The organism is Edaphocola aurantiacus, from assembly GCF_019797745.1.
Taxonomy (GTDB): Bacteria; Bacteroidota; Bacteroidia; order Chitinophagales; family Chitinophagaceae; genus Edaphocola; species Edaphocola aurantiacus.
This window is the reverse complement of record NZ_VOSI01000005.1, coordinates 245,350-262,146: the sequence shown is the minus strand read 5'-3', so window position 1 is coordinate 262,146 and position 16,797 is coordinate 245,350. Positions and strand designations below refer to the sequence as shown.

Sequence of the window (16,797 nt, the reverse complement as noted above, 5' to 3'; positions counted from 1 at the left end):
TGGCCGGTAGTGAAGCCTATACTACGGCATTGAGCATATACCGCATAGCTGAGGCGGCAAGCATAGCCGGTATGCCCGGCAGTAAAGCCGTGCACCAGCAGCTCAAGGAGCGCTTTAACTACCGCCCCGGCAGTGCCACCCCACCCACCCCTGAGGAGGGGGCAGATACCCCAGATCTAAATGGAATCTGATCAAAAGCTAAATGAACGCAGCTCTGAGCTGAATAAAGCTACCTAAAAGCCAAATAGAGGGGAGACAACAGCTAAATGAACGCGGAAAAATGCTGCGACCGCGCGGCTTTTTGCACAATTGCATTTACCCAAAAGCTGCCCGGTCTCAGAAAAAAGGTATATCCAGCCACCCCAAACCTGAATGGGATTGACGTTTGGGGTTAATGCTATTAAGCTTTTGGGCAGATGCATTTAGTTTTGCAACGGCTTCATTTTGCTTTTTGTCGGCCACATATGGCACGTTGGTGCGGTGGCGAGGCTTTCTACCGGCAGCAGATAGCTTTTTAGCCACTGCATGCTGCTCAGCTGCAGGCGTGTGCTGGTCCATACCGGGCGCATCAACCAGCTGTATGACCAGCCGCTGCTTACCGGTAGTAATCTGTATGTGCTGGCCGGGAGCAAATCCACAATCGGCCAGCCACTTGCCCGCAAGCCTTATCTTGGGGTATATAACATGGGTTTTGTACAGCAGATGCGCATTATAGATTACATGATGGTCGTACACCTTTACGATGCGTGCTTTCTTAGCAGTTGGGCCATTAGGTTTCTTAGCCATAAAATGAGTGTTTTAGTTATGGCACAAAACTGCCCATACAGTCAGGTATAAAAAAGGCGCAACAGGAATAATTTAGCGGCAACATCGTCTATTTTAGACCACAGCATATACTGTAAATTATAGATCAAAACCGTACATTTGTAACCAATGAAAAATATAACTATGCCACACAAACAAATACATGAAGGCCGTAATGTAAAGCGCTTTCGCGAGATGCTGGGCCTCAAGCAAGATGCACTGGCCTTTGAGCTGGGTGAGGATTGGCACCAGAAGCGGATATCGCTGCTGGAGACAAAAGAGACTATAGAACTGCCCCTGCTGCAACGCATTGCCGAGATTATGCACCTGCCTGTAGAGGCCTTTCAGAACTTTGACGAGGAGCAGGCGATTAATCTTATCTCTAATACAATTAGTGATAACGCTGTAGGAGTGATTGTACATAATTACAATCCTATAGAAAAGATCTTTGAACTCCACGAAGAGAAGATTGCCCTCTATGAGCGCATGCTCAAGGAGAAGGACGATATGATGCAGCAATTAAAGCAATTGATAAATAAGTAATACTAATAAAGGAGCCTCTCAGGCTCCTTATTGTTTGTGTGTGTAGCACCACTCACGAGGGCACGAAAGAACAGTATCTCATTGTTATAAGTACAGGCGATTTATTAAAACCCTAACTCTAGATAGCTATTCTCTATTTAAATAATGCAATATATGAGCTAATACCTGAAAGAATGGTAGCGAATTGTGCAGCTTTCTCAGGGAAACTAGACTTAATGCTCTCCAACTCATGTTCTAACTTTTCAATGTTTTTAATAAACAGTTCTTCTTGAGCGACAAAGCCCTTCCGAGCATAAAAATCGTATGCATTTGCGTTTAGTGTTAAAGCATCAAATCCCTTAGTATCAAAAAGATTAATAAAACCTAATGAATTAAATTGGTCAAGAATCATTTTAATGAATAAAGGATTAATTTCTAATACCTTAGTGGCAGATGCTATGTCCATTTCAATTAATTCATTTTTAGATCCTTGTTCTAGTAGATAATGCAATAGACTATCCTTCATTTTGGGTGTAATAAACTCCATAATAATAATTTTTAATTCAAAATTAATATTATACATTCTTTTTCAAATGCATATGGAGAAGTAGTGGATAATTAAATCTTTCATAATATTTACCACTGCTGGCGCATGCGTCTCTGTGAGTGTCTTTAATACCTCACTGGCGTGAGTGCCCCGATTGTATCGGGGCGTTTTACATATAAGTCCCGATACAATCGGGACAGATCTTGTCTGGTCTTAGTGTTCCGCAAGGATCACTAAGACCAGACAAGCCAGAAAAGAAGCGAGTGTTCCCGTCATTTCGCGCGGAACGAAGTGCAGTCGAGAAATCTCCTCATTACTGTTCTGTATAGAAGGAGATATCTCCATTCCACTGCGCTTCAGTCGATATGACGAAGCGGGAGACGAAACTCCCGGTCGCTGAGGCCCTCGAAGCGCTTTTCGAGAAACATTGCGGCACACGCGAGGGCGCGTGCGCTAGTGTACAGGCTTTATTACCGGCGCGTATCCTAAGTACCTCACAGCGTACGGATACCATACATAAAAGATCGGCCGCGAATATCTCGCGGCCGATCTTTTATGTATGGTATTCATTATTTACTTAACAAAACACATCCGGGTCGGGGCCTACACGTTGGCCCTTGTCCAGCTGGTCGATGGCTTGCATATCTGCCGCATCCAGCTCAAAGTCGAAGATCTGGCTGTTCTCTATAATACGCTCAGGGGTTACACTTTTAGGAATGGTCACAATACCGTTCTGTATATTCCAGCGCAGCACGATCTGTGCTATGCTCTTACCATATTTAGCTGATAAGGTTTCCAGTAATGGTATGCTGAAGATGCCGCCCTGCATGAGCGGGCTCCAGGCCTCGAACTGTATGCCCTGTGTCTTGCAGTATTGTTGTAAAGATGATTGTACCAGGTATGGATGGTGCTCCAATTGGTTCACCATAGGCTTGATCTCTACCGATGGCAACAGATCGTCCAGGTGGTGCTGCAGGAAGTTGCTCACCCCAATGGCCTTGACACGGCCCTCGGTATACAGGCGCTCCAGTGCCCTCCAGCTCTCTTTATACTTGCCTTTTACCGGCCAGTGCACAAGGTACAGGTCTATATAATCAATATCCAGGTTGCGCTGACTCTGGTCAAAAGCCCGCAGGGTATGGTCATAGCCCTGATCATCGTTCCACACTTTGGTGGTGACAAACACTTCTGACCGTGGAATGCTGCTGTTGCGCACACCGGCGCCAACACCCACTTCGTTTTTATATAATGTTGCGGTATCTATATGCCGGTAGCCATTGTTCAGGGCAAAGGAGACGGCCTCTTCAACTTCAGCTCCTTCTGTCGTCTTCCATACCCCCAGTCCCAGTACAGGCATCTGTATGCCGTTGGCTAATGTTACGTTCATCATCTGTTATTATACGATTACTCTTTCAATAAGGTTTTCGCCAAAGGCATAAGGCAGGTATGCCAGCGACGGCACCGGTCTGGTAATGATGAGGCTTGCTCGCTTGCCTACAGAGATGCTACCCATCTCCTGCTCCAGCTCCATAGCTGCTGCACCGTTCAGGGTCTGTGCATTTACCGCCTCTTCGGGGGTCATGCGCAACTGCGTACAGGCAATCGTAAGCAGGGTATTCATATTGCCTGAAGGACAAGTACCGGGGTTGAAGTCTGAGGCCAGGCACACAGGCAGATCTGCATCGATCAGCATTCTGGCCGGTTGGTAGTGCATACCCAGGAAGAAGGCCGCACCCGGCAGTAAGGTCGGGATGGTATTGCTGCCACGCAGTGCTTCTATCTCTTCCTCACCCATACTCTCCAGGTGGTCTACACTTACCGCATTATATTTAACGCCTACCTGTACACCACCGGAGCGGTGCAGCTGGTTGGCATGTATCTTAGGTTTGAGGCCGTGTTTCAGACCAGCTTCCAGCAATTGCTCGGTCTCTGTTACAGAGAAGAAGCCTTGCTCGCAGAACACATCCATATAGTCGGCCAGTCCCTCGCCTGCAACCAGTGGCAGCATTTCGGTAATGATCTTATCTATATATGCCTGATGGTTTTCTTTGTACACCATCGGGAAGGCATGCGCAGCCAGGAAACTTGATTTTATAGGAATATGCGGATAATCTTCTTTCAGTCTGCGGATCACGCGCAGCATCTTCAGTTCGCTCTCTGTGCTCAGTCCATAACCGCTCTTGATCTCAATAGCGCCGGTACCCAGTTGTATGAGGTGCTCCAGCCGGCCTACGGCCTGCTCATATAATAGTTCTTCGGGTGCTGTAGCCAGTTTGGCAGCAGAGTTCAGAATGCCACCGCCCTTAGCAGCGATCTCGGCATAAGACAGTCCGTTGATGCGGTCTACAAATTCCTGCTCTCTCGATGCGGCAAATACAAGATGTGTATGAGAGTCTACCCAGGTAGGCAGCACAATACGGCCGCTGGCATCAATCGTTTCATTGATCTGCAGCATAGGCAGGGCCGACATAGGTCCATAAGAATGTATACGATCTCCTTCTAATATCAGATAAGCATTTTCGATCTGCGGGAGGTATTTCATCTGGTGGCCCGATACCCTGGAAATGGCTTCATCTCTGACTTGTACAAGCGTTTTAATATTGGCGATGAGTGTAAGCATAAATATCTGTCTGATTATTTTACAAAGAAAAGAATAAAAACTTAAGAAATCGACCAACTTTTTATAACTTTATCACGTCTATAATCTATTATAGATCACCTTTTTAAGTTTATTTGAATGAAAAAGAAGATACTATTTCTCCTATGTACCGGTATGTTAGCCGGTTATACCATGAAAGCACAGACTAATACCGGGGCAGTAAACCCAAAAATTACTGCTGTCTACGGTACTCATGTCAATACACTTATGAGCCAGGACCCGCAAAGACTGACCCTGCTCAATCAGCTATTGACCGACCGCATCCAGATTATGGAACTGGACCAGGCAACTGCAATGGATAAATTTCCGGCGCTCTCTAACCAGCCCGTGTTCAATAAATATGTTCCCGGTCTGACTGTAGATGCCGTATACAATCCGGCAACGTTCAATCCGCTGAAATACAATCTTTCATTTTTTAATTACGGCGATGTGGGTTATTGGATCGATGGTACCAACAAGGTACTGATGATCAGAGGAATGAAAAACTTTATTAACCCCTAAGCCCGTTTACTATGAAGAACTTTTATAAACAGCTTTTTGCATTTCTTTCCGTTTTCTGTGCCGGCTTTATACAGCAGGCATTTGCACAAACGACTGTATTAATGCCTACTACCGGTAGTACTACCGTGAGCAACTGTATCGTCAACTTTTATGACGATGGCGGTGCAGCAGGTAACTATTCCAATAACGTGAATGGTACCATCACTTTTAACCCTGCAACGCCTGGTACACAGATCAGTACCACATTCTCAGCCTTCTCGCTGGAGAATAATGCGGACTATCTGTATATCTATAATGGTACTACTACTGCTGCCCCACTGCTGGGTGTGTATACAGGTACCTCTCTGCCTCCTACCATTACGGCGAACAATGTTAGTGGTGCACTGACCTTTAAAATGGTCAGCGATGCTACTACTACCGGTACTGGTTTTGCAGCAACCGTTACCTGTCTCATTCCATGTAGTGTAGACTCTATTTCTTTTATCACTTCACCGGCGCATACGCAGATCGGTCAGAACCGTGTAACAAAAGCCTGTATTGGTCAGAACATCTTCTTTAACGGTGTGCCGAGCTTTGCTCCTAATACCGATACTACCAATGTGATCTATAAATGGGACATGGGAGATGGTACGATCTATAATACCAAAACAGTAAACCATACCTATGCCGCTACCGGTATCTATAATGTGGTGCTGCGTGTAACAGATACACATGCGATCTGTACCCGCGTAAAAGCGATGAAAGCATTCATTTCTGATGAAGCGAATTTTGCCGGCACCCGTCCTTCAAGAGACACTATATGTCAGGGAGATACAGTACAATTCTTCGGTTTAGTGAAATTTGACAAGATTCGTGAGATCTGTGCGCCTCCTGTAGCAGATACAACCTTCCTGCCGGATGGTAGCGGGGTGTCTTATATGACCAGCGTTACCGCTGACTGTTTTGACCCTGCAGCTACGATTACTCAGGCTACAGACATCGCCCGTATTTATGTAAATATGGAACACAGTTACCTGGGTGACCTGGAACTGAAAATTATCTGTCCTAACGGTCAGTCAGCTGTAATGAAGCAATACCCTGGTGGTGGCGGTACATTCCTGGGCGGACCTAACGATCCGGGCCCTGGTGATAACATTCCAGGTATCGGCTGGACATACGAATTCAAACAAAATGCTGCATGGGGTACTATGCTGGAACAGAATGCTGTAGCAGGCTTCCTGGTACCATCTCCGGGCCTGACTCCTGGTAGCTCTCTGCCGCAGGGTTCTTATAAACCATTCCAGAACTTCAGCAGCCTTATCGGTTGTCCGTTGAACGGTAGCTGGACAATCCAGATCACCGATAACCTTGGTTCTGATAACGGATTTATCTTCTTCTGGGGTATCGAGTTTGACCCTAGCTTCCAGTCTAACCTGGACTCATTCCAGAACTATGCTGTATCTGCTGCCTGGAACAATGACCCTACTATTATCGCTACAAACGGTACTAACATTACTGCTGAGATCGATACCTTCGGTCAGAAATGTTACACCTTCACCGTACAAAATGACTTTGGTTGTACCTTCGATACTACTGTTTGTGTGTTTGTAAAACAAATGCCGTTTACAGAAATGCATGACTCTATCTGTCCTGGTCAGGATATGTTCGGTTATACTGAAACCGGTACTTATATCGATACATTTGCAGCGTTCAATGGTTGTGACAGCTTACGTATCTTACACTTATTCAAACGCCCTATCCTTGATTCTGTAAGCCTGGGTATGGATCGTGTAGTGTGTCAGTATGATAGCGTACGCCTGGAACCTATGGTATTACCTTATGGCAGTAACTATATTTATGAGTGGAGAAGATTCCCTGACATTAATGTGATCAGTACGGATGCCAACTATCTCTACCAGGCCAACCAGACCGAAGAATATGTGGTTTCGGTAAAACCTCCTAAAGGATGTTTCAAATCCGATACGGTACAAGTGATTGTTAATCCGGGCGATTTCTTAGTCATGGCGCAGAGCGATACGGCTATATGTCCGCGCAATACCGTACAACTCGGGGCCACAGGTGCTACAACATACCACTGGTCTCCAAGCCTGTACCTCAATGATGCCAACATTGCCAATCCTATTGCCAGCCCTACTACCACTACTACTTACCGACTGGTGGGTGTAAGTGACAAAGGCTGTACCGATACACAATTTGTAACCATTACCGTTCATCCAGAAGCAGTAGTTAACCTGCCGGATTCGATCAATATCTACCCTGGCGAGACCTACTTTATGGAGCCTGGCGGTAACTGTGTATACTTCCAATGGTTCCCGGATGCGGGCCTGAGCAGTGCACAGATCAGCAATCCTAAAGTTAACCCTGATGTAAATACCCGTTATTTTGTAACGGCACGTACAGAACACGGTTGTACTATTACTGATTCTGTTGATGTACTGGTTAAAAATACTGTGATCGATATGCCGAATGCGTTTGTACCAAACAACACCAGCTTCAAAGCAAGTGTGAGAGGTATTGCCAAACTGCATTCCTTCCAGATCTTTAACAGATGGGGTGAAAAAGTATTCGAAACCACAGATATTAACAAAGGTTGGGATGGCTTCTTCAACGGTAAGCCGCAGCCAATGGGTGCTTATATCTATGTGATCGATGCCGTTACCACAGAAGGTAAACCATTTAAGAAAACGGGTTCAGTAACCCTTGTCAGATAGTTTTTTGTTGTTTATTTATCCCAAAGGTTCGTAGCATCTGCTATGGACCTTTTTTTATGTACATAACATTAAAATCAATGTATTAATAATAGATAAGCAAGACGCTAAATCGAAACAATTCTGTTACCTTTGCCCGGAACCGAACCACATATCCAATTAGTATATTAGTATGAAAATAGGATTAATCAAAGAAGGCAAGATACCCACTGACACCAGAGTAGCACTGACTCCCGACCAATGTATGGATGTAATGCGTACCCACCCGAATATCTCCATTGTCGTGCAACCCTCTCCCAACAGATCTTACAGCGACCAGGAATATATAGCTGCCGGTGTACCCATGCAGGACGACTTAAGTGATTGTGATGTATTACTGGGCATTAAAGAAGTTCCGGTTGCAGACCTGATCCCGGACAAGACTTATTTCTTCTTTTCCCATACCAAAAAGAAGCAACCTTATAATCAGAAACTCATGCATACGCTGATCGAGAAGAAGATCACGATGATTGATTATGAAGCGCTGACTTACGATAACGGACAACGCATTATAGGCTTTGGCTTTTTTGCCGGTGTAGTTGGAGCACATAATGCCCTGCTGACTTATGGTAAGAAATCCGGTTTGTTTGAACTGAAGCCTGCACATGAGTGCCGCGATATGGCTGATATGGTGAAACAATACCGCCATATACAATTGCCACCGGTGAAGATCGTGGTAACCGGCGATGGTCGCGTGGCACATGGTATCCTGCACGTAATGGAGATGATGGATATAGACAGTGTGGCACAAAACGACTTCCTGGCTAATGAATATCCACACCCGGTATATACCAATCTGAAGAATGAACTTTTATACCGTAATAAGGAAACGCATGAATTCCATCGCAACGAATTCCATGAGCATCCTGAACAATATGAATGCCTGTTCCATCCTTACATTAAGGCCGATATACTGATCAATGGTATCTATTGGGATACCAAGATCCAGCGCCTGTTTGAAAAATCAGATGTGAACGATCCGGCATTCAAACTGAATGTGATCAGTGATGTTACCTGTGATATTGATGGTTCAGTACCCGTAAATATGGGGGCTTCTACAATTGCAGATCCGGTATACGGTTATAATAAAAAGACCGGACAGCAGACTGCACCGTTTATCAATGATGATTCCATTATTGATATCATGGCCGTAGATAATCTTCCGAACGAATTGCCGAGAGATGCCTCTAATATGTTTGGAGATCATATCATCAAACACATCTTACCGGAACTGATGACCGGCGATAGTACCATACTTGATCGTGCAACTATCTGCAGCAATGGTAAGCTGGGCAGCCATTTCGAATACCTGAGCGATTACGCGTACAAAGCGTAATTAATGCAATAGTCAACATTATAAAGTCAAAAAGCAGCAGTAGGTATACTGCTGCTTTTTTTATGCACACATTTTTTATACCAGCCATTCTTTAGTATCTTCGCGCCGCCGAAGGTTTCTTTCAATAAGAATTAATAGGGAATCTCGTGATAATCGAGAGCTGTTCCCGCAACTGTAAGATCCGCTACAAGGTCATATCTGCAATACCACTGTCATAATTGATGGGAAGGTGATATGTCCGGATCAAGCCAGGAGACCTGCCTTTTCAGCATTTTGTATATTAAGTTTTCGGAGAAAAAACGATAATATAGTCATGTGTCCCATCATGGTTCCGCATTACTGTATCACTCCGCATTGAATTTTGTCGTCTAAATTTTAATAGAATACAATGAAAAAGTTACTTTTTCTGGCTGCGGCTGTATGCAGTTTTCAGTGGGCCCAGGCTCAAGTCAAAAATTTCTCCCTGCACGTTGTTGCCGAGGGTAACTACGGTACACCCAATGGTGATGTCTATAAGGTAAGTAAGACCGGCTCGTCATTTATGGCAACCGAGGGACCATTGTACCAGATCGCGAATGCTACTGTGGGTATCGATGTACTGCAGGATTTTGAGATCTTCGGAAACAAGGCCATCTTCTGCGGAAAAGGCGTTGCAACCACCAAAATGGCCATCACTACCTTCCCTGGTTTTGACACTATAGCTACTTTTAATAATGCTACCTTCGGCGCTGGTATTCAGTGTCTTGGCAAAGCAAGCAACACTAAGGCTTATGTAAGTAAGGCTACCGGTGCAAACCCTTTTTCTATGGTCGATCTGACCAATAATACCATTGTTCCGGTAATTGATCCGGCTTCAGCCCTTTCTTCTTATGCAAGCTATATGGTTCCGGCCAATGGATATATGTACATTGCCATCGGCAGTAAGATTGTAAAAGTTGATACTGCAACCAATACGGTAACCGGCACCATTTTACCCGGACTCGGCAGCATTGCCGGTATGGAATATGACTCGGTGCGCAACTGCATCTGGCTGCTGGGTAAAATAGCGAATGTATCTACTATTGTAAAAATGGAGCCTGCCAGTAATGACCTGCTCAATACACCAATCACCCTGACTGGTGTGACCAATGCAAAACTGCTGCGTTATGGTGCAAACAAATTATACTTTGTATCCGGTACAAGCATACATGCATACAGCATTACCAGCCCGGTATTACCGACCACAGCTGTGTATACAACAACACTGCCGGGTAACTCTTTCAGTATATTCTATGGTAAAGCATTTGGTGTAGACCCGGTATCCGGCGATTTTGCGATAGCTGCTGTTGGTAACTATGCGGTTCCTTCTATGTACGAAATCGTAGATGGTACCACTTATCAGCGTATTGATTCCGGTTCTGTAGAAGGACATATTGCGAATGAGCTGATCCTGCATACCTGGATATATACTCCAAGCTGGGACACTACTGCCTTGCCTCATATATATGCAGCCTGCGATACTACACTGACTGCACCTACGGCGACCTACGATTTAAATACCATTACCGGTACGACAAATGATCCGGTTAGTTATAATACACCGGGTACCTATACGGTAAACTGGACCTATACATCCGGCAACAATACCATAAGCCAGCAGCAACAGGTAACCATACAGGATACTATTGCCCCGGTTGCGGTAGCAGATACACTGCCTAACCTGGAAGGAAACTGTCCGTATGTACTGGTGGCCCCGGAAGCTACAGATAATTGCGGTGGCACTATCACAGCTACCACCGACTCTCTGACCTATACACAAGCGGGTAACTATGCAATTACCTGGACTTATACCGATGCATCGGGCAACAACAGCACACAAACACAGCAACTGCATGTGATCTGTGGTGGTACGGGTGTAAAAGATGCGGTACTGGCAGCAGCCCGTATCTACCCTAACCCGGTAAATGATGCATTACACATCAGCCTGAACCAAAACGGCGGTATCTACAGCATCAGCCTGACCGATATGATAGGCAAGCAATGGCTGAACCAGACTGCAACGGGCACTGAGATTACCTTACCGGTAGCACAGCTGCCACAAGGTGTATATGTACTGCATATCAGCAAAAAAGGACGCACTGAAATACTAACTCAGAAAATAATTATTTCCAGAAAGTAATACACCTCTAGATTTATACACAAGTACGCCCCGGATCTCTATCCGGGGCTTTTTTAGATACCAGAATAACTATTGTTTTCGTTACTTTTGTACACCCGATCACACGCATATATACATACCCATATGACACCCGTAAAACCAGCTGCTGCCATACAAATGGTAGACCTTAAAGGACAATATCTTCACATCAAAACAGCCGTGGATGAGGCGATACAGGAAGTGATTGACAGTACTGCGTTTATTAAAGGGCGGGCTGTTCAGGATTTTGCACAAGAGCTGGCAGGCTATACCGGTGCTGCGCATGTGGTGCCCTGTGCCAATGGTACAGATGCATTACAGATTGCACTCATGGCGCTGGACCTGCAGCCCGGCGATGAAGTTATTACCCCTTCATTCACTTATTTTGCGACTGCAGAGGTTATTGCTCTACTGGGACTGAAACCGGTATTTGTAGATGTAGATCCGGATACGTTTAATATCAGTATTGCCGCAACGAAACAAGCGATTACGGCCCGTACCCGCGCCATTGTGCCGGTACACCTGTTCGGGCAGTCGGCCGATATGGAGCCTTTGCTGCAACTGGCGCAGCAGCATAATATTGCCATTATAGAAGATAATGCACAGGCGCTGGGCGGTCGCTATACTTTTGCTGACGGACGCACAGTCCATACCGGAACGATGGGACATATGGCATCTACTTCATTCTTCCCTTCTAAAAACTTAGGCTGTTACGGAGATGGCGGTGCATTATTTACTAATGATGAAGCGCTCTTCACAGTGATGAATATGATTGCCAATCATGGTCAGCAAAAGAAATACCATCATGAACGCATTGGCTGCAACAGCAGACTGGATACTATACAGGCCGCAATCTTAAGGATAAAGCTACCGCTCCTGGATCAGTACTGTGCCGCACGCATTGCTGTTGCAGCACAATATGATCTTGCTTTTGCACAAAACCCTAATATCAAAACTCCATACAAAGATCCGAAGGCTACGCATGTATACCATCAGTACACGATGCAACTGGCCAGCCACATCGATCGGGCGCAATTGCAGGCCAGGCTTAAGGAAGCGGGTATTCCCAGCATGATCTACTACCCTGTACCCTGCCATCTGCAGGAGGCTATGAAGCCTTTTGTACCGGCCGGATGGCAACTTCCGGTTTCAGAGCAATTATCCAGAACTGTTTTATCGCTCCCGATACATACAGAAATGGATGAGGAAACGATTCAATACATCAGTGCTATGGTCAATCAATACACACAATCATAAAGAATAAGCCCCGGCATGTGCCGGGGCTTATTCTTTATATGTATTACAAGATCAATGCTCCTGTTAAGGCAGTAACAATACCGGTGGTAATACGGTTATATTCCCGAAGGTAACCGAAACATTATTGACCACCTGGTCATTAAAACCAGTAGCAGCATCTGCATCAAACCATACATTATAGGTGCCCTGTGGTAATCCCGAAATCAGGAAATTACCCGCAGCATCCGGAATAGCAGAAAAGGTATCTGTACCGGAGATAGCATAGATTATGGTGTTGGCAGTCATGGGTAAAACATTACCCTGGATACGGCCATTGGTCAGATCACTGTAAGCACGAATCACGGGCTTCAGGTTATAATTTCCCGAACCGGTTGCTACAATTGACTTACCGGCATCGAAGTCCAGCCATATGGTATAAGACTTGCCCGCTTCCAGTGTGGTATGCAGATTCAATTTCAGTCCGCTTTGCTGGGCCGAAGGGGTATTAAGCGGATGGCTTACACCACCTACCACTACACTATTCTGACTACCCAGTATCAGTCTGATCTGGCTGATCTGTCCCGGAGGCAATAAGATATCGCCCATCAGCGTATCAATACCATTGCTCAGCTCCATCAGGTTATACACGCCCGGAACCACAGGATTCAGGGTATGCCATTCATTATTTACATTAAATTCGATGCGTTGAATATCAACATAGACAGCATCGTAAATACCCGGTGCGTCGGTCAGCATTACTTTCACCTTTGCCTGACCTTCTTTGTCCTTGGAACAGGAATAGATACCCATTACCGACAAAACGAGCATTAATAAAACGGCTATTTTTTTCATTTCCCCCTCCTGTTTTTTTATATAGTTGAAAATAAATAGTTTCTGAAAGCCATTTAGCGCTTTCAGAAACTACAGGTTTACCTGATTGGTAAGTTAATGTTGATGTTAACACTGCCGTTTGGCGGATAAGAGTTATAGTAACGTCTCCAGTAACGTTCCGGTCTGGTCGTCAATGGAATATCTGAAACGATTTGTACCCTCGCCCTATTCAGGTTTACACCGGTCATATATGGTGGCGGTACTGCACTGAAGATCCAGGCACTGTTATTCCAGTATACATATCCGTTACGGTACGGATCATAGAATGCATAGTAATCCGGGAAGTATACGTGTTGTTTCATACGGTAGCCATGAGCCGGTGCCCAGGCAGGAGGTCCGCCGCGACGGTATCCCTTGTTATGGTTATACACAACTGTTTTGTTGCTTTTTCTTACCGTTTTGTATACATGTTTGTCTTGCTTGTAATATTCTTTACCCTGGTTGCCTTTGCCTCCATGGCCATTATTACCGTGTCCGTTGCCCTTACCATGGCCTTTGCCTTGAGCGGCAACGTCTGTTATCTGCGTAAAGGAGAACATCATGAGTGCTCCTAAAATGATTAATCCCTTTTTCATAACCCAATGTTTTAATAGTTTGTCCTTTGATTGCATAGTGGGAGCAAAGGTTTAAAAAGGAGGAGTAACTTTACATCATACAAGTTACGAAAAATGCTTATCTGTAAAGGGTTTCAGCCCTAAACATAACAGAACATTACCATATAAAATGGATGTGTTTTATGTATTTTCATTGCTTATCAGGAAGAGCAGAAGCTCATAAAAAGCTAAATATCAAGCTATTAAAACAATACTATTAAGTCCATATATATGAGCCTCCGATGTAGTGACATATAGATTAGCCAAACGGATTCTTCAACTGTTTTTAACAGTTTTTTTGGAGTAGAAAATGGAAAGAAGATCTTCACTTCGACAGGCATCAAGCGTAATTATATATAAACAAGGAAGCCCTGCATTCTGAAATGCAGGGCTTCTTCTTATAAAAGCTGAATAATGATTACCAGCTTATTTTAGTAATCTTAAGCATATTGGTGGGTAAGTGTGCCGATACAGGTGTACTACCGGTATTGACTACCACATCGTCTTTCTTCAGTAAGCCTTTCTGTTTTAAGAAATCGATCTGTTCGAAGATGATATCGTCCAGCCCTTCTTCATTACTGTAGAAGAATGCATTTACACCCCAGCTCAGGCTCAACTGGTTCACCAGCGACTGTGTCTTGGTAAAGACAAACAGTGGTGCATGCGGGCGGAAGCTGGATAGCATAAACCCGGTATAGCCACTCTGTGTCATACCAATCAGGGCATTGGCCTTAATGTCTTCTGCAATTTTACAGGCATTGTAACATAAAGCATCGCTCAGGAAGCTAGGTGAGTGCGGTTGCGGAGTCAGGTTTCGGTTATATACCATTTCCTGTTTTTCCGTTTCTACAATAATGTTGGACATCGTTTTCACAACCAGTGCAGGATGTTGTCCCATAGCGGTTTCACCACTCAGCATTACGGCATCTGCTCCTTCCAGTACCGCATTGGCTACATCAGTGATCTCACTGCGGTTAGGACGGGTACGGTCCATCATACTTTCCATCATCTGTGTTGCAATGATCACCGGTTTGGCACGGTGTATACATTTGCGCACGATTTCTTTCTGTATATTCGGAATGCGCTCCAGGGGCAGTTCTACACCCAGGTCGCCACGGGCCACCATTACCGCATCAGAAGCAATAATGATATCACGCAGGTGTTCCAGCGCTTCTGGTTTTTCTATTTTTGCAATGATCTTGGCTCCGCTGTTCTTGGCTTCAATCAGCGCACGTAAATTCTTGATATCCTCTGGTTTACGCACAAAAGACAAACCGATCCAGTCGATCTCCTGCTCAATGATAAAGTCCAGATCTCTCAGGTCTTTCTCTGTCAGGGACGGAATAGATACGGCTGTATCCGGCAGGTTCACCCCTTTTTTGGAAGAAAGGATACCAGCATTTACCACGCGGGCTCTTACCTTACCTTCGGCAGCAAAGATCTCTACCACTTTGGTTTCAATCTTACCATCGTCCAGTAAAACAGTTTCGCCAACTTTTACATCTTTAGCAAATTCGGTATACGACATGTACACCTGTTCTTTATTGCCCACGCATTGCTCATTGGTGAACGTGATGATATCTCCTTCATCAAAGAACACACCATTGTTCTCCATTTCACCGATACGCAGTTTAGGTCCCTGCAGATCGGCCAGGATGGCAATATTGAACGGATATTCGGCATTGATCTTACGGATAAGGTCAATTACCTCTTTATGTTTTTCGTACGCACCATGTGAAAAATTAAGTCTGAACACATTTACCCCTGCCTCTACTAATCCTAATAATTTCTCATACGTATCACTTGCCGGACCTACGGTCGCGACAATTTTTGTTTTTCTAAGCATTTTCTTTAGTATATATCACTTGGTTAAAATTCGTGAGTTCACTGAAGCGCTCCAGGCGTTGTTTAATGTCCGCATCGGTGATCTCTTTCATTCTTTCCGGTCCGAATTTTTCTACACAGAAAGAAGCCATGGCAGAACCCATGATCACGGCTGTTTTCATCGTTTCAAAGCTGAAATCGTCTTCTTTAGCAATATGGCCAATGAAACCTCCTGCAAAAGTATCGCCGGCACCTGTCGGGTCAAATACTTCTTCCAGCGGCAATGCTGGTGCAGAGAATACTTTGTCTTCGTGGAATAATAAAGCGCCGTGCTCTCCTTTTTTGATCACCACATACTTAGGACCCATTTCACGGATCTGTTGTGCGGCTTTCACCAAAGAGTACTGCCCGGTCAGTTGTCTGGCTTCACCATCGTTCAGTACGATCAGGTCTACCATTTTCATTGTCTCCCGCAGATCATCCATGGCAATTTCCATCCAGAAATTCATGGTATCCATAATGATCAGTTTCGGACGTGTTTTCATCTGGTTGATCACGCTCTGCTGTACTGCAGGAGCCAGGTTGGCCAGCATCAGGTATGTGCAATCCTGGTAGGATTCCGGCAAAACAGGATTAAAATCTGCCAGTACATTAAGGTCTGTAACCAGTGTATCACGGGTATTCATGTCTTCGTGGTAACGACCACTCCAGAAAAAGCTTTTCTCATCTTTTTTTATTTCAACACCCTCGCAGCTTACACCACGATCTGCCAGCAGGTCCATTTCTTCCTGAGGAAAATCACCACCTACAACAGAAACCTGTTTGATATTATGATAATAGTTTGAAGCTGCCCATGCGGCGTAAGTGGCAGAGCCTCCGATAATACGATCTACTTTTCCGAATGGAGTCTCTAAGGCGTCGAACGCCATGGTACCAACGATAACTAATGACATTGTTTAAA

At 44.9% G+C, this 16,797-nt stretch carries 15 protein-coding genes and 1 riboswitch; of the genes, 7 read left to right on the top strand and 8 right to left on the bottom strand.

Features of this window, described 5'->3' with window-relative positions; genetic code table 11:
• Nucleotides 1-191 (top strand): hypothetical protein (locus FTD44_RS15905; RefSeq protein ID WP_222167359.1); only part of this gene is annotated, 191 nt, incomplete at its 5' end.
• Nucleotides 192-336: 145 nt separating this feature from the next.
• Here FTD44_RS15905 and FTD44_RS15900 read toward each other — a convergent pair.
• The gene (locus FTD44_RS15900) at nucleotides 337-786 is read right to left on the bottom strand and encodes a SymE family type I addiction module toxin (protein ID WP_222167358.1); all 450 of its coding nucleotides are present in this window, start codon (nucleotides 784-786) and stop codon (nucleotides 337-339) included.
• 147 nt (nucleotides 787-933) lie between these two features.
• Here FTD44_RS15900 and FTD44_RS15895 point away from each other — a divergent pair, with 147 nt between their 5' ends.
• Nucleotides 934-1,347: a helix-turn-helix transcriptional regulator gene (locus FTD44_RS15895; protein WP_246625464.1), complete on the top strand. Its 414-nt coding sequence runs from the start codon at nucleotides 934-936 to the stop codon at nucleotides 1,345-1,347.
• Nucleotides 1,348-1,480: 133 nt separating this feature from the next.
• Here FTD44_RS15895 and FTD44_RS15890 read toward each other — a convergent pair whose 3' ends face one another.
• The 3 genes from FTD44_RS15890 to hutI all read right to left on the bottom strand — a co-directional run bounded on the left by FTD44_RS15890 (nucleotide 1,481) and on the right by hutI (nucleotide 4,493).
• Entirely contained in the window at nucleotides 1,481-1,873 is a 393-nt protein-coding gene (locus tag FTD44_RS15890; protein WP_222167357.1) for a hypothetical protein, read from the bottom strand.
• Between the two features lie 577 nt (nucleotides 1,874-2,450).
• The gene (locus tag FTD44_RS15885; RefSeq protein ID WP_222167356.1) at nucleotides 2,451-3,260 is read right to left on the bottom strand and encodes an aldo/keto reductase; all 810 of its coding nucleotides are present in this window, start codon (nucleotides 3,258-3,260) and stop codon (nucleotides 2,451-2,453) included.
• Between the two features lie 9 nt (nucleotides 3,261-3,269).
• Complete coding sequence (gene hutI, locus FTD44_RS15880) at nucleotides 3,270-4,493, bottom strand: imidazolonepropionase (protein ID WP_222167355.1); 1,224 nt, start codon at nucleotides 4,491-4,493, stop codon at nucleotides 3,270-3,272.
• A gap of 117 nt (nucleotides 4,494-4,610) precedes the next feature.
• Between hutI and FTD44_RS15875 the strand changes: the two genes are divergently transcribed.
• The 5 genes from FTD44_RS15875 to FTD44_RS15855 all read left to right on the top strand — a co-directional run bounded on the left by FTD44_RS15875 (nucleotide 4,611) and on the right by FTD44_RS15855 (nucleotide 12,549).
• The gene (locus tag FTD44_RS15875; RefSeq protein ID WP_129022042.1) at nucleotides 4,611-5,033 is read left to right on the top strand and encodes a hypothetical protein; all 423 of its coding nucleotides are present in this window, start codon (nucleotides 4,611-4,613) and stop codon (nucleotides 5,031-5,033) included.
• A gap of 11 nt (nucleotides 5,034-5,044) precedes the next feature.
• Nucleotides 5,045-7,744: a PKD domain-containing protein gene (locus tag FTD44_RS15870; RefSeq protein ID WP_222167354.1), complete on the top strand. Its 2,700-nt coding sequence runs from the start codon at nucleotides 5,045-5,047 to the stop codon at nucleotides 7,742-7,744.
• A gap of 169 nt (nucleotides 7,745-7,913) precedes the next feature.
• Nucleotides 7,914-9,116: an NAD(P)-dependent oxidoreductase gene (locus FTD44_RS15865; RefSeq protein WP_222167353.1), complete on the top strand. Its 1,203-nt coding sequence runs from the start codon at nucleotides 7,914-7,916 to the stop codon at nucleotides 9,114-9,116.
• A 95-nt stretch (nucleotides 9,117-9,211) separates the two neighbouring features.
• Nucleotides 9,212-9,395: riboswitch (cobalamin riboswitch) on the top strand.
• Nucleotides 9,396-9,504: 109 nt separating this feature from the next.
• On the top strand, nucleotides 9,505-11,274 hold the full coding sequence (locus tag FTD44_RS15860) for a T9SS type A sorting domain-containing protein (RefSeq protein WP_222167352.1): 1,770 nt from the start codon (nucleotides 9,505-9,507) through the stop codon (nucleotides 11,272-11,274).
• Between the two features lie 123 nt (nucleotides 11,275-11,397).
• Nucleotides 11,398-12,549, top strand: coding sequence for a DegT/DnrJ/EryC1/StrS family aminotransferase (locus tag FTD44_RS15855; protein ID WP_246625463.1), 1,152 nt, complete (start codon nucleotides 11,398-11,400; stop codon nucleotides 12,547-12,549).
• A 63-nt stretch (nucleotides 12,550-12,612) separates the two neighbouring features.
• On the opposite strand, the gene FTD44_RS15850 is transcribed toward FTD44_RS15855, so the two are convergent.
• The 4 genes from FTD44_RS15850 to FTD44_RS15835 form a co-directional block, all read right to left on the bottom strand.
• The gene (locus FTD44_RS15850; protein WP_222167351.1) at nucleotides 12,613-13,380 is read right to left on the bottom strand and encodes a DUF4382 domain-containing protein; all 768 of its coding nucleotides are present in this window, start codon (nucleotides 13,378-13,380) and stop codon (nucleotides 12,613-12,615) included.
• A gap of 77 nt (nucleotides 13,381-13,457) precedes the next feature.
• Nucleotides 13,458-13,994 (bottom strand): hypothetical protein, encoded by a 537-nt coding sequence (locus FTD44_RS15845; protein ID WP_222167350.1) that lies wholly within the window; start codon nucleotides 13,992-13,994, stop codon nucleotides 13,458-13,460.
• Between the two features lie 436 nt (nucleotides 13,995-14,430).
• Nucleotides 14,431-15,858 carry a pyruvate kinase gene (pyk, locus tag FTD44_RS15840; protein WP_222167349.1) on the bottom strand — a complete coding sequence of 476 codons (1,428 nt, stop codon included), beginning with the start codon at nucleotides 15,856-15,858 and terminating at the stop codon, nucleotides 14,431-14,433.
• On the bottom strand, nucleotides 15,851-16,789 hold the full coding sequence (locus tag FTD44_RS15835) for a PfkB family carbohydrate kinase (RefSeq protein ID WP_222167348.1): 939 nt from the start codon (nucleotides 16,787-16,789) through the stop codon (nucleotides 15,851-15,853). The genes pyk and FTD44_RS15835 overlap by 8 nt, the downstream gene beginning before the upstream one ends.
• Between the last annotated feature and the right edge of the window lie 8 nt (nucleotides 16,790-16,797).

Bases quoted from the DNA above. Each gene is read 5' to 3' on its own strand.
- FTD44_RS15900 (WP_222167358.1), bottom strand. From the start codon at position 786: ATGGCTAAGAAACCTAATGGCCCAACTGCTAAGAAAGCACGCATCGTA.
- FTD44_RS15895 (WP_246625464.1), top strand. From the start codon at position 934: ATGAAAAATATAACTATGCCACACAAACAAATACATGAAGGCCGTAAT.
- FTD44_RS15890 (WP_222167357.1), bottom strand. From the start codon at position 1,873: ATGGAGTTTATTACACCCAAAATGAAGGATAGTCTATTGCATTATCTA.
- FTD44_RS15885 (WP_222167356.1), bottom strand. From the start codon at position 3,260: ATGAACGTAACATTAGCCAACGGCATACAGATGCCTGTACTGGGACTG.
- hutI (WP_222167355.1), bottom strand. From the start codon at position 4,493: ATGCTTACACTCATCGCCAATATTAAAACGCTTGTACAAGTCAGAGAT.
- FTD44_RS15875 (WP_129022042.1), top strand. From the start codon at position 4,611: ATGAAAAAGAAGATACTATTTCTCCTATGTACCGGTATGTTAGCCGGT.
- FTD44_RS15870 (WP_222167354.1), top strand. From the start codon at position 5,045: ATGAAGAACTTTTATAAACAGCTTTTTGCATTTCTTTCCGTTTTCTGT.
- FTD44_RS15865 (WP_222167353.1), top strand. From the start codon at position 7,914: ATGAAAATAGGATTAATCAAAGAAGGCAAGATACCCACTGACACCAGA.
- FTD44_RS15860 (WP_222167352.1), top strand. From the start codon at position 9,505: ATGAAAAAGTTACTTTTTCTGGCTGCGGCTGTATGCAGTTTTCAGTGG.
- FTD44_RS15855 (WP_246625463.1), top strand. From the start codon at position 11,398: ATGACACCCGTAAAACCAGCTGCTGCCATACAAATGGTAGACCTTAAA.
- FTD44_RS15850 (WP_222167351.1), bottom strand. From the start codon at position 13,380: ATGAAAAAAATAGCCGTTTTATTAATGCTCGTTTTGTCGGTAATGGGT.
- FTD44_RS15845 (WP_222167350.1), bottom strand. From the start codon at position 13,994: ATGAAAAAGGGATTAATCATTTTAGGAGCACTCATGATGTTCTCCTTT.
- pyk (WP_222167349.1), bottom strand. From the start codon at position 15,858: ATGCTTAGAAAAACAAAAATTGTCGCGACCGTAGGTCCGGCAAGTGAT.
- FTD44_RS15835 (WP_222167348.1), bottom strand. From the start codon at position 16,789: ATGTCATTAGTTATCGTTGGTACCATGGCGTTCGACGCCTTAGAGACT.